This window comes from Paenibacillus sp. 7516, from assembly GCF_002272715.1.
GTDB lineage: Bacteria > Bacillota > Bacilli > Paenibacillales > Paenibacillaceae > Paenibacillus > Paenibacillus illinoisensis_A.
This window is the reverse complement of record NZ_NPBI01000009.1, coordinates 41976-67337: the sequence shown is the minus strand read 5'-3', so window position 1 is coordinate 67337 and position 25362 is coordinate 41976. Positions and strand designations below refer to the sequence as shown.

At 48.7% G+C, this 25362-nt stretch carries 25 protein-coding genes; 12 read left to right on the top strand and 13 right to left on the bottom strand.

The window, feature by feature from the left end:
• Positions 1-92 precede the first annotated feature (92 nt).
• The 7 genes from CHI14_RS09285 (at position 93) to CHI14_RS09255 (ending at position 6955) form a co-directional block, all read left to right on the top strand.
• Positions 93-1526 (top strand): bifunctional metallophosphatase/5'-nucleotidase, encoded by a 1434-nt coding sequence (locus CHI14_RS09285; RefSeq protein WP_095288156.1) that lies wholly within the window; start codon positions 93-95, stop codon positions 1524-1526.
• Between the two features lie 105 nt (positions 1527-1631).
• Positions 1632-2714: an HD-GYP domain-containing protein gene (locus CHI14_RS09280; protein ID WP_095288428.1), complete on the top strand. Its 1083-nt coding sequence runs from the start codon at positions 1632-1634 to the stop codon at positions 2712-2714.
• A 222-nt stretch (positions 2715-2936) separates the two neighbouring features.
• Positions 2937-4073, top strand: a complete 1137-nt coding sequence (yfkAB, locus tag CHI14_RS09275; protein WP_095288155.1) for a radical SAM/CxCxxxxC motif protein YfkAB — start codon at positions 2937-2939, stop codon at positions 4071-4073.
• A 58-nt stretch (positions 4074-4131) separates the two neighbouring features.
• Positions 4132-5508 carry a hemolysin family protein gene (locus CHI14_RS09270; protein ID WP_095288154.1) on the top strand — a complete coding sequence of 459 codons (1377 nt, stop codon included), beginning with the start codon at positions 4132-4134 and terminating at the stop codon, positions 5506-5508.
• Positions 5509-5739: 231 nt separating this feature from the next.
• Positions 5740-5979 carry a spore coat associated protein CotJA gene (locus tag CHI14_RS09265; protein ID WP_095288153.1) on the top strand — a complete coding sequence of 80 codons (240 nt, stop codon included), beginning with the start codon at positions 5740-5742 and terminating at the stop codon, positions 5977-5979.
• A complete protein-coding gene (locus CHI14_RS09260) occupies positions 5969-6244 on the top strand; it encodes a spore coat protein CotJB (protein WP_095288152.1) in 276 nt (91 codons plus the stop codon). Before CHI14_RS09265 ends, CHI14_RS09260 begins: the two co-directional genes overlap by 11 nt.
• Positions 6245-6385: 141 nt before the next feature.
• On the top strand, positions 6386-6955 hold the full coding sequence (locus CHI14_RS09255) for a manganese catalase family protein (protein WP_095288151.1): 570 nt from the start codon (positions 6386-6388) through the stop codon (positions 6953-6955).
• 84 nt (positions 6956-7039) lie between these two features.
• Here the strand turns inward: CHI14_RS09255 and CHI14_RS09250 are convergent, their stop codons facing one another.
• The 4 genes from CHI14_RS09250 to CHI14_RS09235 all read right to left on the bottom strand — a co-directional run bounded on the left by CHI14_RS09250 (position 7040) and on the right by CHI14_RS09235 (position 10633).
• On the bottom strand, positions 7040-8032 hold the full coding sequence (locus tag CHI14_RS09250; protein ID WP_095288150.1) for a 3-oxoacyl-[acyl-carrier-protein] synthase III C-terminal domain-containing protein: 993 nt from the start codon (positions 8030-8032) through the stop codon (positions 7040-7042).
• Between the two features lie 54 nt (positions 8033-8086).
• Complete coding sequence (locus CHI14_RS09245; protein WP_095288149.1) at positions 8087-8437, bottom strand: hypothetical protein; 351 nt, start codon at positions 8435-8437, stop codon at positions 8087-8089.
• A gap of 184 nt (positions 8438-8621) precedes the next feature.
• A complete protein-coding gene (locus CHI14_RS09240) occupies positions 8622-8990 on the bottom strand; it encodes a carboxymuconolactone decarboxylase family protein (RefSeq protein ID WP_095288148.1) in 369 nt (122 codons plus the stop codon).
• A gap of 11 nt (positions 8991-9001) precedes the next feature.
• Positions 9002-10633: a thiamine pyrophosphate-binding protein gene (locus CHI14_RS09235; protein ID WP_095288147.1), complete on the bottom strand. Its 1632-nt coding sequence runs from the start codon at positions 10631-10633 to the stop codon at positions 9002-9004.
• Between the two features lie 414 nt (positions 10634-11047).
• Here CHI14_RS09235 and CHI14_RS09230 point away from each other — a divergent pair, with 414 nt between their 5' ends.
• Positions 11048-12037: a Gfo/Idh/MocA family protein gene (locus CHI14_RS09230; RefSeq protein WP_095288146.1), complete on the top strand. Its 990-nt coding sequence runs from the start codon at positions 11048-11050 to the stop codon at positions 12035-12037.
• Between the two features lie 144 nt (positions 12038-12181).
• Here the strand turns inward: CHI14_RS09230 and CHI14_RS09225 are convergent, their stop codons facing one another.
• Positions 12182-13900 carry a methyl-accepting chemotaxis protein gene (locus tag CHI14_RS09225; RefSeq protein WP_095288145.1) on the bottom strand — a complete coding sequence of 573 codons (1719 nt, stop codon included), beginning with the start codon at positions 13898-13900 and terminating at the stop codon, positions 12182-12184.
• 293 nt (positions 13901-14193) lie between these two features.
• Here CHI14_RS09225 and CHI14_RS09220 point away from each other — a divergent pair, with 293 nt between their 5' ends.
• Positions 14194-14880, top strand: coding sequence for an HAD hydrolase-like protein (locus tag CHI14_RS09220; RefSeq protein ID WP_095288144.1), 687 nt, complete (start codon positions 14194-14196; stop codon positions 14878-14880).
• A 157-nt stretch (positions 14881-15037) separates the two neighbouring features.
• Here the strand turns inward: CHI14_RS09220 and CHI14_RS09215 are convergent, their stop codons facing one another.
• From CHI14_RS09215 to CHI14_RS09195, 5 genes are read right to left on the bottom strand one after another with little or no spacing between them, the layout of a single operon-like run.
• The gene (locus CHI14_RS09215; RefSeq protein ID WP_095288143.1) at positions 15038-16222 is read right to left on the bottom strand and encodes a YheC/YheD family endospore coat-associated protein; all 1185 of its coding nucleotides are present in this window, start codon (positions 16220-16222) and stop codon (positions 15038-15040) included.
• A gap of 35 nt (positions 16223-16257) precedes the next feature.
• The gene (locus tag CHI14_RS09210; protein WP_095288142.1) at positions 16258-17364 is read right to left on the bottom strand and encodes a YheC/YheD family endospore coat-associated protein; all 1107 of its coding nucleotides are present in this window, start codon (positions 17362-17364) and stop codon (positions 16258-16260) included.
• Positions 17364-18737: a YheC/YheD family endospore coat-associated protein gene (locus CHI14_RS09205; protein ID WP_095288141.1), complete on the bottom strand. Its 1374-nt coding sequence runs from the start codon at positions 18735-18737 to the stop codon at positions 17364-17366. The genes CHI14_RS09210 and CHI14_RS09205 overlap by 1 nt, the downstream gene beginning before the upstream one ends.
• Before the next feature lie 60 nt (positions 18738-18797).
• Positions 18798-19988, bottom strand: a complete 1191-nt coding sequence (locus CHI14_RS09200) for a YheC/YheD family endospore coat-associated protein (RefSeq protein WP_095288140.1) — start codon at positions 19986-19988, stop codon at positions 18798-18800.
• A 30-nt stretch (positions 19989-20018) separates the two neighbouring features.
• Positions 20019-21386 (bottom strand): YheC/YheD family endospore coat-associated protein, encoded by a 1368-nt coding sequence (locus CHI14_RS09195; protein WP_095288139.1) that lies wholly within the window; start codon positions 21384-21386, stop codon positions 20019-20021.
• Positions 21387-21665: 279 nt separating this feature from the next.
• On the opposite strand from CHI14_RS09195, the gene CHI14_RS09185 reads away from it, so the two are divergent.
• From CHI14_RS09185 to CHI14_RS09175, 3 genes are all read left to right on the top strand, one after another.
• Positions 21666-22013: a YlbF/YmcA family competence regulator gene (locus CHI14_RS09185; RefSeq protein WP_095288137.1), complete on the top strand. Its 348-nt coding sequence runs from the start codon at positions 21666-21668 to the stop codon at positions 22011-22013.
• Positions 22014-22109: 96 nt separating this feature from the next.
• The gene (locus CHI14_RS09180) at positions 22110-22397 is read left to right on the top strand and encodes a hypothetical protein (protein WP_076289792.1); all 288 of its coding nucleotides are present in this window, start codon (positions 22110-22112) and stop codon (positions 22395-22397) included.
• A 171-nt stretch (positions 22398-22568) separates the two neighbouring features.
• A complete protein-coding gene (locus CHI14_RS09175; RefSeq protein WP_095288136.1) occupies positions 22569-23903 on the top strand; it encodes a DRTGG domain-containing protein in 1335 nt (444 codons plus the stop codon).
• 154 nt (positions 23904-24057) lie between these two features.
• Here CHI14_RS09175 and CHI14_RS09170 read toward each other — a convergent pair whose 3' ends face one another.
• From CHI14_RS09170 to CHI14_RS09160, 3 genes are all read right to left on the bottom strand, one after another.
• Positions 24058-24399 carry a YtpI family protein gene (locus tag CHI14_RS09170; RefSeq protein WP_095288135.1) on the bottom strand — a complete coding sequence of 114 codons (342 nt, stop codon included), beginning with the start codon at positions 24397-24399 and terminating at the stop codon, positions 24058-24060.
• Between the two features lie 95 nt (positions 24400-24494).
• Positions 24495-24983: a sporulation membrane protein YtrI gene (locus CHI14_RS09165; protein ID WP_095288134.1), complete on the bottom strand. Its 489-nt coding sequence runs from the start codon at positions 24981-24983 to the stop codon at positions 24495-24497.
• Positions 24984-25004: 21 nt separating this feature from the next.
• Positions 25005-25334: a YtrH family sporulation protein gene (locus CHI14_RS09160; RefSeq protein WP_095288133.1), complete on the bottom strand. Its 330-nt coding sequence runs from the start codon at positions 25332-25334 to the stop codon at positions 25005-25007.
• Positions 25335-25362 lie beyond the last annotated feature (28 nt).

Genomic DNA, 25362 nt, shown 5'->3' with positions numbered 1-25362 from the left:
AACCCTTTCAATATATCATAACGACGCGGAAAATGTTATGCTTATCTATTAGAGGAATGTACGTTAGGCAAGGACTAAGAGGAGGCGGTGTGATGAGCACCAAGGAAAAACAAACGTTAACCATTCTGCACACCAATGACATCCATAGTCATTTTGGTTCCATGAGCTCTATCGCCGCCATGATTGAACAAGAGAGAGAACGGAGCGAAAACGTTCTAGTTCTGGATATCGGAGATCATATGGATCGTATGGCCGTAGAGACAGAGGGCACACTTGGGGGAGCCAACGTCGATGTGATTAATTTGACGGGGTATGACGCCATAACGATTGGCAATAACGAGGGACTGACATTTACACCGGAGCAGCTGGCACAGTCCTATTCGGGACTATTGTGTCCTGTCGTGTGCGGAAATGTTGTGGAAGAGGCCAGTGGTCTGCCTCCAGTATGGATGAACTCATCCCTTATTGTGGACAAAGGTCCTTTTCGGATAGGTTTGCTCGGAGCTACTGCACCGTTTACTGCTTTTTACGACTTGCTGGGATGGAAGCTGCTTGACCCGGTGGAAACACTGCGTGAGCAAATTGAAGCGCTGCGCCCTAATGTGGATATTGTCATCATACTCTCCCATCTGGGTCTATCAACGGACCGGAAACTCGCAGAGCAGATTGAGGGCATTGACGTTATTCTTGGCGGACACACACACCATGTACTCGAGGAACCTCTGGTCATTGGGAATGCGGTGTTGGGAGCAGCCGGAAAATTCGGTCAGTGGCTTGGTAAAGTTGTTCTTGAACGGGATAGCGGTGCGGATAAGCCTAGACTGGTTAGTAGTGGCTGTTTTCCATTGAAGGAACAGATGCTGGATGAGAAGGTTGCACTGGCCATCGCCTCACATCGTGTGGAGGCAGAGCGAGCTCTTGGACAGACAGCTGTAATGATTGACCGAACTCTTCCGATAAAATATGAGAGGGAATCACCATTCGCATCGCTGCTCGCGCAGGCAGTAAGGCATTTCACGGGAGCGGAGCTGTCACTGGTTAACGCTGGTCAACTCCTTGGTGAGCTTCCGCAAGGGGACATCAGCAAGGGAATGCTGCATTCCCTATGTCCTTCTCCGATCAATGCTTGTACAATAAGGCTGAAAGGCAGAGAGATTCGTGAAGCGCTGGAGCAGTCTTTGCTTCAGGAGTATGCCGACAAGCCCATCATCGGATTTGGATTTCGCGGGAAGATACTTGGTACGCTGTGTGTGGATGGCATTGAGGTGGAGTATGATCCTGAGGGTTCCTCATATCAAAAGATCTGTGCATTATATGTCGACGGTGAGCCTATGGGTGATGAACAGGAATACGTGGTCGGAACACTAGACATGTTTACATTCAATGTGGGATACCCTTCGTTAGCCCGGGGAACCGAGATCGCATATCGACTTCCTGAATTTATACGGGATCTGCTGGAGATCGAATTAAAAAGACCAGGGGCGTTGGATGATAGCCTGCGATCCCGCTGGCATGAAAGAAATTAACGAGTACTTGCCTTCTGCTGAAGCGGCGGCTAGTGGAAATTACATCTACGGAGCGGGAGAGGATAGGCTGTGCGTTTAGTACATATAAACCTATTGCAGCCTGGCATGAAGCTGGGGAAACGAATTTATAGCGAAGAGGGTTTGGTTCTGCTTAGTGAAGATGTGGAACTGACCGAGCGGTTGATTAGACGTCTAAAAGACCTCGGCGTAGGTTACGTATATATTAAGGAAGCAGCGACAGAGGATATCATCGTTCCCGATATGCTCCAGGAGGAAACCAGACGCAGGGCGCTGGTAGAAATCAAGCAGCAGTTTCAGAGTATGTCAGGTTTGAAGACCAAAAGCCGAATTCCGCATTTTGGTAAAGCGCTGAGTGGTCTGATGAATACCATTTTGGAGGACATCGGCGGTCAAAAGGAAGCAATGATCATGCTGATGGATATGAACTCCAGTGATCTTGATCTCTACAACCACTCCTTGAACGTATGTGTGTACACACTGGTTTTGGGCGTCGCCTCAGGGTATTCCAGACAGCAGCTGATGGAAATTGGACTGGGTGCCTTGCTGCATGATATAGGAAAGACACAGATTGATCCAGATGTTTTGCATAAACCGGGGAAATTGACGGATGAAGAATTTAAAATCATACAGCAGCATACTACATATGGACATCGTATTTTAAAAGATGAACCTGGCATACCGCTTCTGGCAGCACATTGTGCCCTGCAGCACCATGAGCGAATCGATGGTAGTGGCTATCCATTTGGCCTCAAAGGGCCTCAAATTCATGAGTATGCCAAGTGGATTGCACTGGCTGACTCGTATGACGCCATGACAAGCAATCGGGTATACCGTAAGGCTTTGCTCCCTCATCAGGCGGTGGAGGTGTTATATACTGGATCTGGCTCGTTGTATGAACAGCGTATGCTGGAGAAATTCCGTGACTGTGTGGCAATTTATCCCGTAGGTCTATCTGTAACGCTGAGTACGGGAGAAGTCGGCGTCGTTGCATCCATCGATTCACGTATCCCACAGCGGCCGCGGATTCGGGTGTTGAAGAATGCTGATGGACAGACGTTACAGGCTCCTTACGAAATAGATCTGTCCACAGCCTTATCGGTTATGATTACTGGTGTTGAAGGCGATGAGGGCGTGCCTCCGACTCCTTCCTGTGATGAATTTTCTTGATCGCTGTTAAGTTATTGCCAGCAGGGAGCCTGCGCTCATAGCAATATCCGGGCCGGGTTGGCCCTGGAGTTGTATGGGCGTTTTTGTCATGTGATGGACAGAGCACTTCATGCCGAATCGTTCAAAATTGTGCTATGATAAAAGATAGCTCCAAAAAGATCATGCCGAAGTATGATGTAAATAAAACTTTTTAGGTTAATAAAAGGAATAAGGTGAAGAACAATGACCATGCTAAACTCAGGATCGGTTGAACCGATGCCTTTATCGCCGACTAATGATCCATGGGATCCGATCGGCTCTTTGCGTACATATGGACGCCACGTGTTAACCAGTGTTGAAATGACCGTGACTCATCTGTGCAATATGCGATGCGAGCACTGTGCTGTAGGGGATATGCTCACGATGCGTGAAGCTCCCGCACTGCCACTGCCTCTAATGCTGAAGCGGCTGGACGAAGTGGAGCATCTGCAGACCATCAGTTTGACAGGTGGTGAGCCAAGTTTCAGTCAAAAGACAGTAGATGAAATGATCATCCCGCTGCTGAAATATGCCAAGGAGCGCGGCATAAGATCACAGATCAACTCCAACCTGACGCTGGATCTCAGTCGTTACGAGAAACTGCTGCCGTACCTTGATGTGATGCACATCTCATTCAACTACCTGAATGCCGATGATTTCCATCAAGTCGGTTTTGCCAACAGCGGTAGATCTGTCAAGCGTGAAGTAGCGGTGAAAATGTATGAGAAAATGATAGAAAATTCGCGCAAACTGAGTGAAGCAGGCATGTTTATCTCTGCTGAATCCATGATTAATTTCCGTACTCATGATAAGTTGGAGGGGATCCATCAACTGATTCGGGAGATGGGCTGTGTACGTCATGAAGTACATCCGATGTATAACTCGAATTTTGCTTCCACATTGCCTGTCCTGTCTCTGGACCATATGCGTGCAGCCATTCATCGCTTGCTGGATGTGCGTGACAAAGACATGTGGATGTTGTTCGGAACACTTCCATTCTTTGCTTGCAGTGCGGCCGACCAGGATCGGGAATTGATCAATCGCCTGTACAGTGAGCCTAATGTGACCGTACGCAATGATCCGGATGGTCGAAATCGCGTTAACGTCAACATGTTTACAGGCAATGTGTACGTTACGGATTTTGCCGACATCCCTGCCTTTGGCAACATTCGGGATCGGAAGCTGGATGATGTGTTCCATGAATGGTCAGCGGAGCATCCGCTTAATCAGACCGTTAACTGTCACTGTGATGCTGCGTCCTGCTGCGGGCCTAACCTGCTGGTAGCGGACATGTATTATAAAGGTGTTGATTTCAAATCCAGAAAAGCAATTACGCGCTGATTAGGCGCTGATATTCCAGGTATATTCCTGAAATAGATAGAAAAAGGGGAGTGTCGACTTGGATATTCATACCGAATTTCATCTCGGGCAGTTGGTGTTCAATTTGGTTTGCGTTTTTCTGCTCGTATTCTTGAATGGCGTATTTGTTGCAGCGGAATTTTCTCTGGTTAAAGTCAGACAGACCCGGTTGACTCAATTGCAGAGCGAGGGAAATCGGCTGGCTGGGTATGCATTGAAGGTGAATGGAAAACTGGATGCTTACTTGTCGGCAACCCAGTTCGGCATTACCCTGACATCCCTGGGGCTTGGCTGGCTCGGTGAACCCGCCATCTCCGAATTACTGGTAGAGCCGCTGATGTTCAAACTGGGCGTGGCGGATACAGGACTGATCTCTACCGTTTCCGTTATCATCGGTTTCTGTATTATTACGTTTCTGCATATTGTACTTGGAGAACTTGCGCCGAAGTCGCTTGCTATTCAAAAAACAGATGGCGTGGCTCTGCTATTGTCCGCACCACTTCTGCTGTTCTACAAAATCTTTTTTCCATTCATCTGGATTCTCAATGCATCGGCCAATGCGCTGCTGCGACTGGCAGGGATAGAGCCTGCGAGTGAAGGAGAAGCCCATTCTGAAGATGAACTTCGAATCTTGATGAAGCAGAGTGCGAAGAGTGGCGTCATTGACAAGGACGAAATTAAACTGATGGATAACATCTTTGATTTCTCCGATATGCTTGCTCGTGAAGTCATGCTGCCACGTACAGATATGGATTGTCTGTATACCCATCTGTCTCTGGAAGAGAATCTCAAGATCATTAACGCAACGAAGCACTCCCGTTATCCTGTTGCTGTTGAGGATAAAGACGAAATTATCGGATTTATCCATATTACGGATCTGCTTTTGGCAGCCCCGGAACAGCAGCAGGACCTGGCTTCACTTGTGCGGCCCATCTTGAACGTTCCGGAATCCATGGAAATCAGTCATGTCCTTCAACTGATGCAGAAAAAGCATTCCCAGATGACCCTTGTTGTTGACGAATACGGTGGCACCGCCGGATTATTGACGGCGGAGGAAATTCTGGAGGAGATCGTAGGGGATCTATACGATGAGTTTGAGGATGAGCGACCTCATATGGAACGCAGCGGTGATTCCTTCTCCATTGATGGACGATCCCTCATTGAAGAGGTTCATGAATGGACCGGGGCCATCATTGATGACGAAGAAGTGGATACCATTGGCGGTTGGTTGTTCAAAGAGCTTGAAGGCAGCCCTGCCAAAGGTAAAACACGGGAGCTGAACGGCTATGTTTTTGAAGTGGAGGAATCCACCCGGTTACGAATTACCCGAGTCAAGGTGTATAAGAGCCCGGTCTCTGAAGATAAGGCTGTTGCTTTGGATGAGGCTCCGGACGATCCCGAATCGGACAAGCAGTGATGTATGTGGACTTACCATATTGAAATGAATGTGACCTTTGGAACACTTCCCGCGGGAGTAACCAAGGGTCTTTTTTTTGTGAAGAAGAAGGCGTGAGAAATTCCGTGAGTTGTTTCAGCTGAATTGGGATGAACTTAGGAACGATGACATATGAATAATAGACGGGAATCGCAAGGATTTTGGTCGCCTACCGACGAGTGACCAAATTTCAGTGAAGGGAGGCGTTTGAAAATGACTGATCCACAGCTTCGCGCATATGCCCCTTTCGTGGGGCCGTTTGATCCATGTAAACCGATTGAAATCAAAACCTACCTTGTTCCTCCGCAGTTATTTATTCCTTTCCAGCCGATGGGCTGGCCCCAATACAGTCCGGCAGAAGCATTGAGACTTGGAACATTGTGGCCTGCGCTATACAGTCCTTATACATCCAAAAAAACAAAGGGGAGGGAGGTAGGAGCAGATGGAGCCTGAAGCAGCAAAAGCGTGTGACGCCAGATATTATGAGTTGCTGGAGGAACTGCAAGCCTTGGATTTTGTGCTGGTGGAGCTGAATCTGTATCTGGATACTCACCCGGGGGACTATCAGAGTATTGAACAGTATAACAAGTTTAGCCAGGAGCGGATGAGGGTAGCCCATGAATTTCAGCAGCTGTATGGACCGCTCATGAACTTTGGGCATGCTTTCTCCAAGTATCCTTGGCAGTGGTCAGAGGCACCCTGGCCTTGGCAGGTGTAATGAACGTTTGAGTTGATTGCAAAAGTATACTGTACCCGGGTTTTCCGGAAACGCAGAATCGGGATACCCGGGAAGTGGAAGTATGAACGGTCCGAATCCGATTACATTTATTTCGTATTTTAGAAGGGGGAATCGTGCAACATGTGGGTATACGAGAAAAAGCTGCAATATCCTGTTAGGGTAAGTAAATGTGATCCTCATATGGCCAAATTGCTGATGGAACAGTATGGTGGAGCAGACGGGGAACTGGCTGCAGCCCTTCGGTATCTGAACCAGCGCTATACCATTCCTGACAAAATTATCGGTCTGTTGAATGACATCGCTACTGAAGAATTTGCCCATCTTGAGATGATCGCCACAATGATCTACAAACTTACCAAGGATGCAACTATTGAACAGCTGGAGAAGGCAGGCCTGGATGCTCACTATGTGAACCATGACAAGGCACTCTTTTACAGTAATGCCGCAGGTGTACCTTTCACTGCAACCTACATTCAAGCAAAGGGTGACCCTATTGCAGATCTGTACGAAGATATTGCTGCGGAAGAGAAGGCTAGGGCTACATATCAATGGTTAATTGATCTGACGGATGATGTGGACCTCCAGGATAGCCTGAAGTTCCTGCGGGAACGGGAGATTGTGCATTCGCTTCGTTTCCGTGAGGCGGTCGAGATCCTGAAGGATGATCGGGAAACCAAGAAGATCTTCTAATCATGCAACCTACCTTGCACATATTAAAAGAAGGATGTCCCTTGAAGTAAAAAAGGACATCCTTCTTTTTGTTTGAGGACCAGCTTAGTATTCGACCACCATGGCAACATTTTGCCACCCGGCTCCGACCGTCCAGAACAACACTTTATCACCACGCTCGACCTGACCTGAGGTTATGGCCCGATGCAGAGCGATAAAGGGACTGCTGGTTGATGTATAGCCGAATTCGTCTCCAATGTAGACGGCAACATCATTAGCGATACCAATGTTCTCCGATACCGCACGAATATTACCGATGGATAACTGGGAGAAGCAGGCTGCCTTGATCTGATCTGCTGCAATCTCGTTGCGTCCTAATAGTGTACGAATAGATTCAGAAGCGGCATCGACGCAGATCGAATCATCGAACGGTGTGAATTTGACATGAAAAGCTCCTGCATCCACCCCGGTCTGACCCAGTTTCGCCAGACCTTCTGTAGGAAAGAGGGAATTACCGTACACACAGGTATCCGTTTGATAGATGGAATCAATGAATCCGGTGGCCTGTTCGTCGCGCTCTATGATGACAGCCGCTGCTGCATCGCCAAAATTGGCATAGTAGACAGGATCATCTGGACTCGCGTGCGGGGCTACATAATCTGAACCGATAATCAGTGCTCTTCGAATTCGGGGATTCCCCAGCATCTGCCGGCTCACCTGTTCAAAGGCTGCCGTCATGCCGGCACAGTTGGCGTTGCTGTCGATACAGATGGTATGGGATGCTCCATTAATTAAACGATGAATCATTAAGGAATTCGTAGGGAAAATGTATTCCGGCGTTTGACTTGCATAGGCAATCAGGTCGATATCCGCCCCGGTCAATCCGGTCTTTTCCAAAAGGTTACTGGCTGCCTCATAAGCCATGCTTAGTGAGTTCTCGTCATCGTTGTTAATCTTGTAACGTTTATCACGCCCAAGCGCTTTTAACAATCCCCGAATATCTACACCTCTCGCATCAAAATGTTCAATGTAAAAGTCATTGTCCACCTGGTGCGCTGGATGATAAATATCCATATCCACAATACGAATTCCGGCCATCTTCATTCTCCTCTTGAGCGGATGGGTGGATCCACAACTTGTCCGCCTGATTTATTAGGTGGTAACGGTAGATATAATTTCGAGGTTGTCCAGTCCGACAGCACGTCCAAGCCTGGACAACTGCATTTTCAAAATGGCATTATTTTCGAGTGTGAGTACAACCTTTTTGAAGCCGTCCTTTTTAAATAGAGCCAGGCAGCCTTCGAGCAGAGGTACAATTTCCGGAGCGGTGACATTCAGCTTTTTACAGTCGATACGCAGTTCATATTCCGTTGGGTCAATAGGAGCAATCGTATCCTGATAAGCCGAGATGGAACGCAATCCATCTTCTTGAGAGAAAGATCCCTCCAGTTCAATGTTAAGCACCTTGTTTGGAACATCAGTCTTGAGTATAAAGCTTCCCATAATTGTCTCTCTCCTTTAAATGAGTTAAGGCTATCCTGCTACCAGGGACAAGGTGTTATCGCCACCGTTACTGGCTTCTGAGATGTAAGCTGAGATCGAGGATAATTTACCCATATTATAAAGGCGTAGATGTAATGAGATCAAGAATAAAGTCGAATCGTGTATAAAAATGTAGAATAGTTAATTATTGGATTTCATTTAGCGTCGCAAGTAGGACGTTAAATGCACTAATAATACGCGGCGCCCCTACACAAGGTGCCAAATGCAGCAGAATTCCTTTAAGCTCCTCCACAGTTACTCCAACACGAAGTGCCATAACATAATGAACACCCAGTTGTTCAAACTGCCCTTGTGTAATTAGTGAGGAGATAACGGCAACTTCTTTCCAATGATCCGAAATGCTGGTACGTTGGAAAATGTCTCCGTAAGCTGTACCCATAATGAATTCTGCCAGCTCGGGAAAGTGTTCCTTGATGGGGGCCAAGGCTTTGGCTCCGTACTCTCCAGAAAGATTCGCGAAACGTTCCAGCCCCTGAACAACCTGCTCACTCATTTTTGCTCCTCCTAGTTCAAATTCACGGTACGATGGGCCGTAGGCGGAATCTCATCGCGATCCGTCAATAGCTCGATTACAGCCACTTGTTTCAGTTCTTGTGCTGTCTTGAGTGCAGCGGTGAACTCGCCATGTGTTTCTGCCCGAAAAGCAGCTGCACCGAGAGCTTCAGCAAACTTCGCCGCATCCATAGGCACTTCAAACAAGGTCCCATCGATCCGGCCTGTTGTTTTTTGCATGCCTTTGAGCGCCATATCCAGCTGTTTATTATTCACTACGATGAAGATGACCGGCAGATTGTGGCATACAGCGGTATTGATCTCGGCTCCGAGCATCATGAAGCATCCGTCGCCTGTAATACAGACGATCGTCTCGTCTGGTGCTGCTGCCTTGGCTCCGATCGCCATACCAATGGCATTCCCCATACAGGCGAAGTATGCGTCAAATACAAAACTGCCAGGTTTCTTCACTTTATAACGCTGAACAGCATGGAAGCCGTGACTTCCGTCATCAACAAATAAGGTATGATCATACGGCAGCATATCGCTCAGTTCATCCAAGATTGATGCGAGGGAGAGGTTAGGCAGCGTTGGCAGGGGGACCGTATAGTCCACTGCTGTGGACTCTCTCTCGGGAGCTTCATATTCCGTCAAGTTACCCAGTAGAAACTGCAGATTGTCTTTTAGATCGCCAGTAATATGTAAGGTTTGTGAGTGGAGTATTTTACCGACAAAAGCAGGATCCGAATCGAACTGAATAAGATGTGCAGGATGATTCTCCGGTTTGAGATTGCAGATCGTCATGTCGCTCAGCCGCGACCCAAGCACGATATAGAGGTCACTGCGGTTGAGCAACTCGTCTGCATGGGGGAAGCCCCCAACACCACAAGGTCCATGATATAACGGATGGTTCCAAGCGATAGCACCTTTACCACCAGGCGTCGTGATGACTGGAATTTGGAATTGTTCTGCAAGATGTAATAGCTCGTCATGAGCTCTGGCTCGATTGACGCCTTTGCCTGCGATAATTAATGGGTGACTGGACTTGTGAAGGAGGGGGAGAATTCGATTAAGGTTAGAGATGCTAATTAGAGGCTCAGGTTCAGGCATGACAATTCGGCATTCAGCAAGCAGCTCGGTCTGAACGTCAAAGGGTAGACAGAGATGAACCGGACCTTTGTTCGGGCCAAGTGCAATGGAGAGGGCATGATTGAGCAATGTGCCGAAGTGGTCGCCACGCTCCACCAGTTTGCTGAATAACGTAGCTGGTCTGAACATCTCTGCGAGATCGGCCAGATAGGAGGAAGAATCCTGGCATTGTGGAATGCCTAATTCCTGAATGGATTGATGCCCGGTAATAAACAACACCGGAAGATTATTCGCTTTGGCATGAGCTGCAGCGGTTAGAAGATTGGTTCCACCCGGACCTGAAGTGGCGAATGCAACACCCAGCCTTCCGGTTCGGAGAGCGTAACCAGCTGCTGCAAATCCCGAGCTAGATTCGTGGCGACCTGGAATGAACTCAAGGCCGTGGTCCACCATCTTCAGAACAGCAGGGCATATCGATTTTCCAATAATACCAAAGACGTGAGTAACACCAAGCTTGTGCAGCGTTTCTGCCAAATAGTCCGCAACGGTTTTCATGCGGGACACCTCGCTTCATAAAATAGGTTTTAAGACCCATAGGGTATAATCCGATTTTTTTCGAATGCAAGTGGTTGTCTAAGGTTGTAAAAGGAAATATATCCTTGTTAATACGAAGGTTATCTTTTTATGTGGTTTTTTGTCAACTTATTTTTATAAGCAAAAGTACCTGATTCCCAAGTTGGTAACGCTTAACTACTTAAAGGCTGTAGGAAAATGAGGTGGTTATATATTCCTGCAACAAATGTCCTAATCAAGAGATTTACATTATATGTAAATTGGATACTCGAGATATAGATTTCCCGTTACTTGATGATAAGCACGATAGTATATGCTTTTCTTTGCATGTTAACGCAAGAAAACGGACCCTATTTAACTTCTGTTATAATGAGAATCAGATTGGAGTGAGACTTAATGACAATATTAAAAATGGCTGTGATCGGGTTAGGAAAAATGGGTTTACATATGATTCAACAGGCGGAGCAAGCCGAACTAAATGGAAGTATTAAGCTTGTAGCCGTATGTGAGGCACACGAAGAATCACTTAGGAACTTTGCTGAATCCCATGCAGAAATTAGCGCATATAGCGATTACATGCAGCTGCTGGATGAACATGAGATTGATCTATTATACATTGCTGTACCGCCTAAATTTCATTATCCTGTCGTCATGGAGGCCTTAAAGCGGAAGATCCATGTGTTTTGCGAGAAGCCGCTGGCGAACAGTACAGAAGAGGCGAGAGAGATGCTTGAGGCCGCGGAGCAGGCAGGAGTAGTCCATGCCATTCATTTCTCCATGCCTCATGAACCTTCTGTATTGAAACTGCAGGAACTGGTGGAGCAGCGCAGCATAGGTGCGATTCGCAAAATAGAGCTGATTCTGCAATTCCCTCAGTGGCCGCGTGCATGGCAGCAGAATTCATGGATTTCAAGCCGTGAGCAGGGGGGCTTTATCCTTGAAGTGGGCATCCACTGGATCCATATGATACAGCATGTGTTTGGTCCAATTACGGAGGTAATCAGTGAGGTTCAATACCCCGATAATGCGGAAGAATGTGAACATGAGGTACAGGCTGTGATGAAGCTGGAAGACGGAACTCGTATTCAGCTTAACGGAATTGCTCATTTTGCAGGTAAGGAACGAGTTTCCATGGTCGTATACGGAACTGAAGGCACGATCGCTCTGGAAAACTGGGAAGAACTGATGATGGGGCCCGTTGGACAGCCGCATGCACCCGTAGAGGTAGATGAAACGATGGGAGAGCTGCCTGTTCTCAAGCATGTCATTGCTCGTATTCAGGGACAGCCGGCGAAAATCTATGATTTTAACGACGGATACCGTGCCCAATTGGTGTTGGAAGCTCTTCGTAATCCAGAGGGGAATACGATTCAGATCAGCAGCTAGTCGGTAGCGTTGCCGCCTTGGTCAAACGCTGAAAGCAACAATAAGTGTAACTAATTTATAATTTTGCAGAAATAATACGCAAAAAAGAAGCAGCTCCCCTAAGTGGAAGCTGCTCTTTTTGTTTTAGCTGCTGTAATCACACGGTTAAGCCAGCTTGAATCGTTTCACCAGTTCGTCGAGTGCATCGGACATTTGATTCAGCTGTTTGGAAGTCTCGCTCATTTCCTGCAGGGAGGCAAGCTGTTCTTCGGTCATGGCGGATACTTCCTCCGTAGCGGATGCAGTATCTTCCACAACGATCGATACTTCATTAATGGAATTCATGACAGCCTCACTTCCCGAAGTGATCTCTTCAACCACCGCGGATACGTCCATCATTTGACCGCTGAGGTCATGTATATGCTGTGTAATATTTGCAAAGGCATGACCTGCGTCCTCGATGGTTCGCAGTCCCTCGTTAACATGAACCGTGCTCTCATCCACAACATCCACGGTGCTATGAACACCTGCGACCACGGTTTCCAATATGCTCGTAATTTCCTTGGCTGATGTGGCGCTTTGGTCTGCAAGGTTGCGAATCTCTGCTGCGACAACTGCGAAGCCGCGTCCGTTTTCTCCTGCACGTGCTGCCTCAATTCCGGCATTCAATGCTAGCAGATTGGTTTGTCTCGCGATCCCTGACATGGCTTCCGCAATGTTAATGACTTGATCGGACATCTGGGAAATATCATTAATGGCTTCCTGTACAGAGAGGAAGGATTGCTCAATAACTCCCATTTTGCCAACCGCATTGTCAATACGCTGCTGCCCATCGATGGCTATGGATTCGGTGCGTACAGCCCGTTTAGCTACATCCGCAGCAGATGCGGCCACCCGGCTGAGTCCGGTTTGGGATTGTTGAATTGCAGCGACCATCGTTTGGGTAAGAGCAACCTGCTCATCTGCCCCTTCAGCTACTCGTTCCATTGCCGTGGCTACTTCTTTACTGGCCAGGTGGCTGTCCGCTACGCCTTTATCCATACGATCCGATGCGGTGCTGAGAACAGTGGCATTGCGCTGGATGTCCAGCATCATTTGCTGCAAACCAAACAGCATCGTATTCGCAGACTCGGCGAGTTCCCTTGTCTCATCCCTCATCGGGGTAGCGATGCGCAGGGTCAGGTCACCATTGGAGGAACCGATATCATTCAGCGCATGGGTAACAGTACGAATGTTTTTGACAATGGCACGGGACAAAATCAATGCCGCAAAGATGGAAATAAGGGCAACAAGAATTAGAGCTCCGTAGAGTTCCCAATTCAGGATCATGTTTTTCTGTTTTAAGGCTTCTGTACGTGATTCTGTCAGAGCCAGTTCGTTGTTCCGGAAAGTAATTAGGGAACTGCGGATCTCGTCCATATCTGCTTTGCCTGGATCTGTTGCAAAAAACTGACGGATGGCATCCAGATCATTAGCCTGACGCAGGGAGATAACCGGCTCTCCGGCCACTTGAATCCAGTCATTCATGGAGCTATGTATATCTTGCAATAATGTCAATTGAGCCGGGTTATTGGAGATAAGGCCCGCTAGCTGCTCCTTGAGCTCGATTAGCTGCTCTTTTCCCGCTGTATAGGGCTCCAGGTAATTTTCCTGTCCAGTGATCACGTAACCACGCTGTCCTGTCTCCATATCCACCATGTTTTTCTCCAATTCATAGGTCAAGGCATGTACTTTCATGTCGTGATCGACGAGATAATCCAGCTCTTCCTGCAGCTGACCAATACTGTTCTGAATCAGTAGAATGCTTCCAGCCAGTACCGCCAATACAAGCAGGTAACCCAGCCCGATTTTATAAAAAATTTTGAATATTCTCTGTTTCTTCATGATTCCTTTTCCTCTCTTTTGGTTATATGTATTTGTCGAAAAAACTTGAAAAAAGGCAAATTGCAGGACTTATGAATCGGGAGTCTTGAGAACTATTTTTCAGTATTATACGTTATGAAAGTAAGATTGTACATAGTTCGTTTATATTTTGTATATGGTTTGTATCGCTGCATGAGACATGACCGAATAAACCTTTTACAGTGTTCGGTTTACACTGCCAAACGTTTTTGTTTATCATGGAAAGGGTATGATGCTGATTACATATTTCAATCCGAAAGGAACGAATCCTGGAAATGAGTAAAGAGACCGTATTGCGAAAACCGGAAGCAATGATTTTTGATATGGACGGAACGTTGTTCCAGACAGAGACCTTGCTGTTGCCTGCTTATCAAAAGCTTTTTGATACACTGCGTGCCGAAGGACATTTCGAAGGGGATACCCCTCCTGAGGAACGGATGCTGGGAAGTTTGGGGATGCTGCTCGAAGATATATGGAAAGTGGTCATGCCGGAAGCTTCTGAAGCGGCACATCGTCGTGCAGATGAATTGCTGCTTCAATTGGAAATCGAGGGACTTGATCAGGGAAGTTCCCAACTTTACCCGCATGTAAAAGAGACGCTTCAAGCCCTCAAGGAACAAGGTGTTCGTTTGTTTGTAGCGAGTAATGGGCTGGAGGACTATGTCAAAGGGGTTGCGTTTGCACACGAGATTATGCCTTTGTTCGAAGGCGTATACAGTGCAGGACAATACAAAACACCTTCCAAGGTAAACCTGGTGCAAATACTCCTCGAAAAACACCGGATTCAGGATGCCTGGATGGTAGGAGACCGCTCATCCGACGTTGAAGCAGGAAAAATGAATGGGCAGACCGTCATTGGCTGTGCATATGCCGGCTTCGGTCGTGATGAGGAACTTGCAGGATCAGATGTATTAATCTCTGATTTTACCGAGCTTACTCGTCTATACAGAGAAGCTGAATAGCAAGCACTACATCTTGATCTGATCATATCAGCGTTCAAAACCGGAAGAGCCTTTATCTCCGAAGCCTGTTTAACGGGCGAGGCGGAGATAAAGGCTCTTTAAGATGCGATGAATATTGATATTAAGATGCTTGGAGGCCGAATCCAAAGTGAAACGGCTACTTTAATCTTGATTTCCGGGATCTTCGGGCTGCGGTGGACTTACCGGTTACAGGTTTGGTTACTTTCACCTTGTTCGGCGTACTAGCTGTCCGGTTGCGGTACACCCATAGAGCATACTCCAGCGGCTGAGTAATTGCTTTGTAATAGATACCCCGCTCACCAATCCGTGCAAATACTTCACGTGCCGGTTTGGGATTCACTTCAAGCAGGAAAATGCGGCCATCCTTGTCAATCGCCAAGTCCAGAGCAAGCTCGCACAGATCACCGTACGTATCTTCCAGGAATGAGGCCACTGAAATGCCGAGTTTCTCGGCTGTGCCATTAATCTCGTTTCTCATTTCCTCATCGGTGATCCATTGTTTCATCAATCGGTGCATGGGAACGGCCTGACCGCCGCCATGCAGATTCGATGTTACACTTTTCTCAGCTCCCATGCGTCCAGCACAGCCGGTCAGCTCCCATTCTCCCTCGCCATTCTTTTGTACGAGCATGCGATAATCGTGTACACGACCGTTTGGGAGCTGGAGCTGAATACCTTCCTGAACCAGATATTTATCTTTCATGTTCCAATGCTGGAGCAGAGAACCGAGCCTTGATAAATGGACCTTGCGCGGGGTAATGATACGCCGTTTCTGATCCCGTCCCTGGACCAGGACCATGTTGGCGTCGCTACTGTTGCGTTCGATCCGCAGGATTCCACGTCCGCCTGTTCCGTTTATGGGCTTCAAATAGATCAGCGAAGAAGCTTTAAGCATTCGATTGACATCAGACATATCCTGGAACAGAACGGTCTCCGGCAAATGTTCACGAAAGGCGGATCTTGCCGAGAGGGTCTGATGTATGGTCCATTTATTGCGAAGCGGCCGGTTTAGGAAAAGCATGTGCCCGTATTTCTCACGAAAGGCGAGCAGCTGCTGGAATCTGCGATTTCGCTGTATGCGGCAGCGGTCGAAGATCATGTCCGGAAATGGGCGCCATTCCCTGGACCATCCCTTTTCCGAATGGAAGACCATCGCCTCGATCTGTTTGCCACCGGGATGTACATCCGCAGGTGTGAACACGTAAATGTCGAGTCCCCGCTTGCGTCCTTCAAGGATCATTCTGCGGTAGATGCTCCGTTCTTCCAAGGCGCGATGTTCGTTTAAGTACAACGTCATAATGCCTAGAACAGGTGAGGACACAAACAATCACCTTCTTTAGCTGTTATTCCTTTCCATTATCGTTTGGACTGGCGGGCCAGATAGGCGCTATATTGGAAAATGCGCTCCAATGACTTTTTACGAATCTGGGGTTCGTCGAATTTCATTGGTTTCGCATTGGCTTCGAAAAACCAGATTTCTCCGAGATCATCGATACCCAAATCCATAGACATCTCCCCAAGCGTATGGCCAGAGCCTCGTTCAACCTGCCGTGCAATGGTTAGTGATGTCGATCTGACCTTTTTCATCAGTGCAGTGGTTGTTTCTTCCCCGAACAGGTCGGTAAGAAGCTTCTCGGGATCCTCGACGCTGCCTCCGCGTGGAACGTGGGTTGTAATGCTTCGCGAACCCGCCAGTCTGGCACCAATCCCTGTTACACTCCACTGTCCTTTGCCATTTTTCTGTACCAGAACACGCAGATCGAAGGGGCGTTTGCGGGATGAGGCAAGTTCGATTCCTTGCTGCATGATATAAGGTGTATGCCCGGTTTCCCGGCGAATGCGAGACCATAGCTTCGCAAGTGTTGCTGCCTTATACGTGGTACTCTTCCGGGAACTTTGTATTCTGAGCCGGAACGGCAGACGTTCCTTTTCCTGAAACTTCAGCATCATAATGCCTTTTCCCGCTTTCCCGCTCTCCGGCTTCAGATATAGATAGGGAAATGCCCGCAGCACCGTACCCAGCGTAGTAGCACTTCGCATCCGGCGTGTATGAGGGATCAGATGCTGGGTGGATTTGGACTTCTTCAGCCATTCGAACAGATCCCATTTATTGAAGAAAAACGGATTATACAGCTCGATCCCCGCTTGCATGCATTCCTCAATTTTCCGCTGAACGGAGGGCTTTCGCTCATCTTCCCGATAGGGAATGCGATTGTACAGCACATGGGGGAGAGGGAAGGACTGTGAAGTCCACTTTCCGCTCCCTTTGTTATACGTATAGCCCTTAACCGTAGGACCACTCACGTTCAGATCTCTTACTGTTACGATATACACCTGATAACCCATGTTTTCGCCTGTCTGTATAATGTCCAGAAAATTTTGATGGTTTCCCCTGAATCCCCGTTGGTCGTCGTGCATGGTCAACACGGCAATGACAGGTTTGAAATCATCATGAAGGCTCATCAAATGCCGTCCCTCTTCCGGAATTTGCTCAAATACAGGCAGTGTTCCAAAATGTGCTCCACCGATGATTTTCCCTCCACCCGGAGTGAAGGGTGACGGAAGATGGAGCGCCCGGGTTTGGCGTTCGCTTCGAACATCCATACATGTTCCTCCTGATCAATGCCCAGATCAAAGCCAATCTCACCAATCAGATGCTGGTGCTGGGTTTCAATCGCCTGGGCCAGTGTAATAGCGACGGATTTGGCCTGCTGCAGCACTTCTCCCGCACGTTCGCCGAAGTTACGGCTGAGCGCCTGTTCAGGGGTCATCAGGGAGCCGCCATTTTTGATGTGGGTAGTCACGCTGCCCCGACCAGCTTTCTTGGCACCGATACCGACGACGACCCATTGATTGCTCCCGTTTTTGTGCATGTGGAAGCGAAAATCAATCGGACACTCATCGATTTCAATGAGCCGGATCCCCTGCTGTACGACGTAGCCTCGCAGCTGTTTTCCATGTCTGCCCTGAAGCATGCGCATTAAGCCATTGAAGGAGCCGAAGCGCAGCAGGGCATTGCCGCCTTTTTTGCGATAACGCGCGAAATATCCGCGTTTGGGCGAATAGGTCAAGCGGTAGATTCCGTTACCGAGACTTCCAGCTGTGGGCTTATAATATACAAACTGGTGTCGCTCCAGCATTTCTCTCATTTGTTCGACAGTAGGATTGGTGATTGATTCTGGAATGTACCTACCTGCCTCAGGATCATTCTCCAGCAGCTTGTAGATGTCCGATTTATTGAAAAAGCTCCAGTTGAAAAATGGGATTTTACGACGGACAAACCGTTCCCTCAGTTGATTGATGGCAGGCGAGAAATCGGAACGACGGCTGGGTAACCTGTTGTACACGACGTCTGGCAAAGGGACCGTTTTACGAACAAAGCTTCCGTTTTCGTTCAGAAAAAAACCGGATACCGTTTCATTCTGCCAGTTAATATCCCTTGGAGTGAACGCATAGATATAGGATTTGCGGCTGCCTTCCCGAAGCAATTGCTTGATGAACCCGGTACGGGAGCCAAACGGATTCGAGCTCGTTGCAGGTCCATCGGACAATACTCCAATTAGTGGACCAAGCTGGACTTCATCATTTTGCAGGTTGCGCAGATAGATGCTGCCCCGCTTGGGAACGTTCATCAGATTGCGTATGCCCGAGGCGAGATAGAGATGTTTCCCTGCCTTCTTGATCGGTTTGATCGTTGCAGGCACCCGGTCTCGCCCGAACCGCAGATGTATCGTTTTTTTGCCGGATAGATTCAGACTTTTCATTAATGCGTTGGATACATAAACCACTTTATCCGGTTGCTGCGTAAAATGCAGATTGCAAAAGGTCAAACTCATGATTTATCCTCCTATCCTGAAAAAAATCCTTCGGCTCCATGGCAAGCGGGCGCTGCGGGCCTAGCCGCCTTGAATCGGGATGGGTTTCAGGCCAGCTGTGCTGGATGTATTCGGCATTTTCATTGGACGAACGACGTCCGTGAGAACATGTTGTTGCAGCAAATAACGAGCATAGGCAAGCGGCTGGGTGTACGTCAGTGTCTGCATGTGTCGGTCGCCTGCCTCTGCGAATGAAGAGCGCCCTGGCTTCGAATTGACCTCAAGCAGCCAGAGACGACCTGTCGAATCTGCTCCAAAATCCAGTCCCAATTCAGCAAGTCTGCCGAATTGACCCTCCAGCAAGGGAGGGATTAGAGCAGCAGCATGGTGGATCCCTTCTAGAATGCTGTTGGCACGCAGACTCCCGTATCGATCCATAAGATAAGAATGAGCGGGATAGGCCTTTCCTCCGCCATGCAAATTGGAGGTAAGGGAGCCCTCGGCACCCTCGCGAACCATGCATCCCGTCAGGGTCCAGCGTCCGTGTTTGTTTTTTTGCACCAAGGCACGGATGTCGAATGGATGCCCATCATGACTCAGGTCCAGATATGGCTGCATGATCAACCGGCGACTGGAAATCTTAGATTCAAGCCAGGTTGAGAGCGCATGACGTGTATAAAATCTACGCTGATAACGTTCATTGTCCTGATCTCTGCCTTCAATAACCCATATGGGGGTATCATTTACTTGGGTGAGGCGAAATGTTTCCTTGCCATGGGTTCCTGAAACAGGCTTGAAGAAAAGTCCCTTGGGCCACCGTTTCAGCCACTGCTCCCATGGAAGATGAGGTTGAAGGAGTACGGTGGGGACGAGAAGTCTTCTCAGCTGTTTTTCCCGAGACAGTGCCCGGTGGACCTTCCATTTACCAGGGAGGGAAACAGACCAGTACGGTCTGATGTGCCCGCTGCCCGATAAAGCAAGTTCATGTAGCTGCTGTCTCCATCGCCTTGGAAGTGGCAGCAGGCACCGATCCATCAGCATCTGCACCCCGTGAACAGGAGCTGTTTTCCATTGTCCGTTACGGTAAATGTATCCTTTTTCTGGTAGAGGGTTATCTCTATCACCGGATATGGGCAGCACGATGATATTTAGGTTATAGCGATGACTCTCCAAACTGAGACGACGGCAAAAGAGTTCATCCGAGAACGGCGGTGATCCTTCTGCACCACGGACCAGGATGGCTATGGTTGATGTTTGCGGCGATGATGGCATCGGAATGCACCTCCTGTAATGGATCACTCTTCAGAATCCGGCCAGATACGTGGAGTATTCCAGCATGGCTTTGACAGAGGGCCGGATTTTACTCTCGCTCAGTGGCGTATTGTCATTCTTGGACGGTTTCGAATTAACCTCGAGCAGCCAGACACGACCCGTGGTATCCATTGCGAGATCAATACCAAGTTCACCGAAATGGGCCGGAATCGCATGCTCAATTCCTTTGGCAATGTCGAGTGCTGCCGTATGCAGATTGGCATAAGCTGAGGCTTTGGCTGATCCGGGAAGCTGGGTTTTGGCCACGGCTTCCTTAACGGTACTGAGGCTTCCGCCTCGGGCTAGATTCGATACATAATGGCTGCCTCCGGCAATGCGGGCTACGATGGATGTAACACTCCATTTGCCTGATCTGTTTTTTTGTACGAGGGCACGGAAGTCAACGGGCCTGCCGCTGTTATCAATGAGAGATAGGCCTTGCTGGATCTGGTATCGCGTCGTTTTCATTTTTCCGGACAGACTGGCATAGAGTTTATCCAGGGAAGTATACGTTTGTTTGCGGGTGCCCCCAACACTGGTTGCGAGTGTAAGGAAACTGCCGTCAATTTGACGGGAGACCCGGATGATTCCTTTGCCAAGCGAACCTCGCACAGGCTTGAGAAATACAACCGGATACCGGGTACACATCGTTTTGAGCGTCGCAGAGGACTTCAGCAGATGAGACTCCGGCAGGACCCTTTTGAGCGTTGTAATGGACTTCAAGGCATCAAACACTTCATTTTTGTCCAGGAACTTTTCATTGAAGGTTTGTGTGCCGTAGAGAGATTTTACTTCTTTCATGAAATGCTGTACGCTAGGTTTGTTCTCAAGCTTACGGGATGTCAGCCTGTTATTGACGACGTCTGCAATGGGCAGAACCGTCTTTTTCCAGCCGTCATCATACACCCAGCCCTGAATATGACCCGTTACCGCTCCGATATCCTCTGGTGTGAAAAAGGATACATAGGCGCCCTGCTTACGGCAGGCGTTCACCAGCTCATGGCAGAACATCGTGATGGAGCCAAAGGGCCGATCGGGCTGATCGGGATAATCCTGGCTTACCAGCACACTGATGAAGGGTCCAAGGCGCAGCGTACGGCTGGCTGAACGATAGGATACACTCAGGACCGAACGGGGAACCAGGCCGGTCTTGCTGGCTACCGTCTGATTGATGCGAAGGCCGTCATATCTGGGAACCGGAATAACGGTGACTTCACGGCGGTAAGAGCCGAATTGAAGCTGAAGCGGCCTTCCCGAAGGGATTTTAAGGGCCTTGAGCACCCCTTCGCCCAGCATGATGACGTCGTCCTGCAGGATGCCCGAGCCGGTAACCTGAATCGTTACTTTTTTAGTGGACATCACGGATCTCCTTCCGGGCGGCAACTTGATGTCTGATCTCGAAGTTGAACGGCATCTGAACATGGCATGTGCTTCATCATATGAGGACATATACCCCTTGGTGATTGACCCATTTGGATTAAATGCAATTGATTTGACATCGGAATCGATGACCTGTCTGGGTCAGCCATTGTTTGAGAGAAGAGAAATGCGTGTATAAACACGGGTGAACGTTGCGACGAGAATAATGAGGGAATGAATGAATAGCAGCAGAACAATCCAAATTGAGGAGGAATAATAGTGAATATTTATGACAAAGCCAATGATCTGGCCAAAGCACTGAGAGAAAGCAGCGAGGTGGAAGAAATTACTTCCGCGATGAAGCTGATCGAAGCTGATCCGGAGGCGAAACGCATGCTGGACAGCTTCCGTGATCAACAAATGGAATTGCAGCAGCGCATGATGAGCGGCGACATGCCGGCACCGGACGAGATGGAGAAAATGGAGAAGCTGTTTGAGGTACTGAGCCTGAATCTCAACATCCGTCGCCTATTTGATGCGGAGCGCCGTCTGAGCGTGATCATTGAAGATGTGAACAAAATTATTGCTGACAGCCTGGGCCATCTGTATGGCGGTGCTGAGGCGTAAGACGTTTAACAGGTTATTTGTCTGAATCTTTCATATTGCACAGTTCCCGTTCATAGACTAGACATATAGAGTCGATCAAGAACGAAGGAGCTGTGTATGGTGAAAAGGTTGAAAAAGGCAAAACATGTGATCTATCTGCTTATTGCTCTGTCAATGCTGGTTATCGCGCTGCCGCGAATTTCCTTCGCCGGTGGAATGGACTGGGTTAATATTTTTGGCATCGTATGGGTGCTGTTCTCCCTATTAATCATTGGTGCGCACCTTCATTTCATTCTCGGTGTAGATGAAGAGAAGAAGCGTGCACTGGAAGCTGTTCGCCGGGCCAAGCTGCGGCAGTGGGAGATGAAGCTGGTGGACAAGCAGGAGCAGAGCAAGTCTGTATAAGCCTTGCATCACGGCGTCAGGACAGAATCCGAGGACCGATGATCCTTCAATCCGAAGGGGAATCGGTCTTTTTGCGTTGATAAACGAAGAGCGGGAGGATGGGGTTATTTTCCTCGGAGCGTGTTATAATAGATACAGAATAGTACAGATGCATCTTCGGGGGTGGTACAGATGGACGGACAGGAAGAGAACGTGACGAAGCACGAACAGCTGCTGCAGCATATCGAGCAATTAAAAGTCGGCAGTAAAATATCGGTCCGTGGCCTGGCAAGAGAGCTTGGCGTAAGTGAAGGGACAGCTTATCGGGCAGTCAAGGAAGCAGAGAACTTCGGGCTGGTGGTAACCAAGGAACGGATCGGAACGGTACGGATCGAAAAGAGACCGCGCGGCATGTCAGAACAGCTGACCTTTGCCGATGTGGTCACCATTGTGGAAGGTCATGTGCTCGGAGGCAGTGATGGCTTGGCCAAACCGCTCCACAAGTATGTGATTGGTGCGATGAAAGAGCAGGCCATGGCCCGCTATATAGATGCTGGAAGTCTGCTTATTGTAGGTAACCGGGATAATGCCCATTCACTTGCGCTTGAGCAGGGCGCGGGTGTACTCATCACCGGTGGATTCGGCACAAGCCGTGAAGTCAGATTGCTGGCTGATGAGCTGGGACTGCCGATAATTTCTTCCAGACATGATACATTCACCGTGGCTTCCATGATTAACCGAGCAATCTTTGACCGATTGATCAAGAAAAAAATCATGCTTGTGGAGGATATTATCGGTCAGAAGCCCCGTCTTCAAGTGCTCAAGGTCACCAGCTCTGCCGCTGTTTTTCACAAGCTGGTTGCCGAAACAGGAGATCATCGCTTCCCGGTAGTTGACGAATGGAATCGTGTTATCGGCATTGTCAGCCTGAAGGATGTGAGCGAACTTCTGGAAGACCAGAGCATTGAGAAATGCGTCGTGCGCCGCCCGGTTACAGCCTCGCTGCAAACCTCACTGGCTTCTGCCGCGCAGATCATGACTTGGGAAGGCATTGACTTTCTGCCCATTGTGGATCGCAATCGGAAGCTGATTGCCTCAATTACGCGGAAGGAAGTACTGCAGGCCATGCGCGACGCGCAGAAGCAGCCGCAGCTCGGCGAGACCTTCGATCATCTGATCTGGAACGGGTTTGCCGAGGAACGCGGAGAACAGAATGAATTGATGTTTCATGGTTTCATCATTCCGCAGATGGCGACAGACCTGGGCACGATCTCTGAAGGGGTGCTGCTGAACGTCATGACGCAGGCAGGACGGCGGGCTGCCTGGGATGTTACGGGCAACGATTATGTTGTGGATAATGTGACGACGTATTTTGTCCATCCGGTGCAGATTGAGGATCAGATTTTGGTTCGACCCGTCATTCTGGAGACGAGCCGCCGAACCTGCAAAATGGACATTGTCATTACCCGTGAAGGAAATGTCGTATGCAAAGCGGTCATGACGCTGCAATCCATTGATCACGGCTAGATCGCGTGATTAGTGAATCACTGCTCCCATATATAACAAAGAGGATATCCCCACTATTGTCATGTCGAACTGCTGTTTCACAGCTGGCATTCAGACATGTGTTGATGAGTGGAATATCCTCTTTTCGCTGCAGATAAGTTATAACGGCGTACACTTAAACAGACTGCCTGGATGCGCTGCCTGACTGATTTCCGCTGTGCTCCCGTAGACGGGCAAAGTAGCTGCGGTTGCGCAAACCGGCGAACAGATTGTAGGCACCGATAATCAGAAAGAGCGCTTCCACAACAATAGAGAGACTCGATCCGGTGAAGACAAACATGAGGATTATAGACAGTACAATCAGCATGCCACCCATCCAGATATTGGTCCATGAGCGGTAAAGCCCAGCGTCAGCGGCGTTCACGGCCCGGTACGAACGAATGCTGTTCAGCGCCGAGCAGACCATGGCTAGAGCGAAAATGGCGATCAGGACATACTTGAGAACATCAATCAACACGAATGAGCAGCTCCTTTTCTGGAAAGCATTTACTGCCCTTATTGTACCACGCAAGCCAGGGACAAGGGCAGTTTTTTCTAGCTGCTTCCCAGTGGTTAAGCCGGAACGTGCATCCGAATTTGTACCCAAACCTGAAGCACGCCTTCCATAACAAGCATCGTTTTGACCTGAACGGTGTATTGTTTTTCTCTTACTGTGTATACTTTCTGGTTCAACATGATGCGGGTCATTTTGCTGTACTCATCGATATTAAATACATCACGACCGCGAAGAACCTCAAGCTCGTCCCCCAGCTTCTGCAGCATGATTTTGAGAGAAGCCTCGTCCGGACCTTTGTCAGACTCTTCAGCGCGTACTTTAATTTCCTTAATGACGGTTTGCCGTTTACTGTATTTTTTCAGCGTTTTGATATCCTCCTCATTCTGATGCAGCTGGAGCTGCAACTCCTGATTGGTTAGCCAGAGTTTGTTATAGCTCAGGTGAAATACACCGTTGTATACAACGCTTCCCGCGATCATTCCCAGGACAAACACGGCTGTCATGCGCATAAGCGGACGGTAGCGTGAAAAAGGCGGAATCCTCATGGGCTCAGTCCCGATGCCATATTAACCCCGCCCTCCGCCGCATACCCATTTTACGAGTTCGGTTCCCATATGAGCGCCCATAAAGGCCGAGATCAAGTACAAAATTTGCTTGACCGCAGGCGACAGATTGCCGTCGAGAACGTTGCTCTCAATAACACGCATCGGATCGATGGTGCCCCCAACTGCGGCTGCAAGCGCCCATATCTTGATTTTGCCGGAAATATCAAGCATCGTCTGAGTCGGAGGCTGGAGAGAGATAACAGCACCAATTCCTCCGATCATCGCGCCGCCCAGCACAATGCCAAACGCAATAAAGAAATCAAGAATGGCTTTGGATAAAAATGTGCTCACCCGCTAACACCCCTTTCAGACACAGCAG

What these genes read in the sequence shown, in the direction of transcription:
- CHI14_RS09220 (WP_095288144.1), top strand. Translation starts at nt 14,194, where the DNA reads ATGAGTAAAGAGACCGTATTGCGAAAACCGGAAGCAATGATTTTTGAT.
- CHI14_RS09200 (WP_095288140.1), bottom strand. Translation starts at nt 19,988, where the DNA reads ATGCCATCATCGCCGCAAACATCAACCATAGCCATCCTGGTCCGTGGT.
- CHI14_RS09285 (WP_095288156.1), top strand. Translation starts at nt 93, where the DNA reads ATGAGCACCAAGGAAAAACAAACGTTAACCATTCTGCACACCAATGAC.
- CHI14_RS09240 (WP_095288148.1), bottom strand. Translation starts at nt 8,990, where the DNA reads ATGAGTGAGCAGGTTGTTCAGGGGCTGGAACGTTTCGCGAATCTTTCT.
- CHI14_RS09280 (WP_095288428.1), top strand. Translation starts at nt 1,632, where the DNA reads ATGAAGCTGGGGAAACGAATTTATAGCGAAGAGGGTTTGGTTCTGCTT.
- CHI14_RS09250 (WP_095288150.1), bottom strand. Translation starts at nt 8,032, where the DNA reads ATGGCCGGAATTCGTATTGTGGATATGGATATTTATCATCCAGCGCAC.
- CHI14_RS09265 (WP_095288153.1), top strand. Translation starts at nt 5,740, where the DNA reads ATGACTGATCCACAGCTTCGCGCATATGCCCCTTTCGTGGGGCCGTTT.
- CHI14_RS09235 (WP_095288147.1), bottom strand. Translation starts at nt 10,633, where the DNA reads ATGAAAACCGTTGCGGACTATTTGGCAGAAACGCTGCACAAGCTTGGT.
- yfkAB (WP_095288155.1), top strand. Translation starts at nt 2,937, where the DNA reads ATGACCATGCTAAACTCAGGATCGGTTGAACCGATGCCTTTATCGCCG.
- CHI14_RS09180 (WP_076289792.1), top strand. Translation starts at nt 22,110, where the DNA reads ATGGTGAAAAGGTTGAAAAAGGCAAAACATGTGATCTATCTGCTTATT.
- CHI14_RS09245 (WP_095288149.1), bottom strand. Translation starts at nt 8,437, where the DNA reads ATGGGAAGCTTTATACTCAAGACTGATGTTCCAAACAAGGTGCTTAAC.
- CHI14_RS09175 (WP_095288136.1), top strand. Translation starts at nt 22,569, where the DNA reads ATGGACGGACAGGAAGAGAACGTGACGAAGCACGAACAGCTGCTGCAG.
- CHI14_RS09205 (WP_095288141.1), bottom strand. Translation starts at nt 18,737, where the DNA reads ATGAGTTTGACCTTTTGCAATCTGCATTTTACGCAGCAACCGGATAAA.
- CHI14_RS09230 (WP_095288146.1), top strand. Translation starts at nt 11,048, where the DNA reads ATGACAATATTAAAAATGGCTGTGATCGGGTTAGGAAAAATGGGTTTA.
- CHI14_RS09165 (WP_095288134.1), bottom strand. Translation starts at nt 24,983, where the DNA reads ATGAGGATTCCGCCTTTTTCACGCTACCGTCCGCTTATGCGCATGACA.
- CHI14_RS09260 (WP_095288152.1), top strand. Translation starts at nt 5,969, where the DNA reads ATGGAGCCTGAAGCAGCAAAAGCGTGTGACGCCAGATATTATGAGTTG.
- CHI14_RS09195 (WP_095288139.1), bottom strand. Translation starts at nt 21,386, where the DNA reads ATGTCCACTAAAAAAGTAACGATTCAGGTTACCGGCTCGGGCATCCTG.
- CHI14_RS09255 (WP_095288151.1), top strand. Translation starts at nt 6,386, where the DNA reads ATGTGGGTATACGAGAAAAAGCTGCAATATCCTGTTAGGGTAAGTAAA.
- CHI14_RS09210 (WP_095288142.1), bottom strand. Translation starts at nt 17,364, where the DNA reads ATGAGCCTTCATGATGATTTCAAACCTGTCATTGCCGTGTTGACCATG.
- CHI14_RS09225 (WP_095288145.1), bottom strand. Translation starts at nt 13,900, where the DNA reads ATGAAGAAACAGAGAATATTCAAAATTTTTTATAAAATCGGGCTGGGT.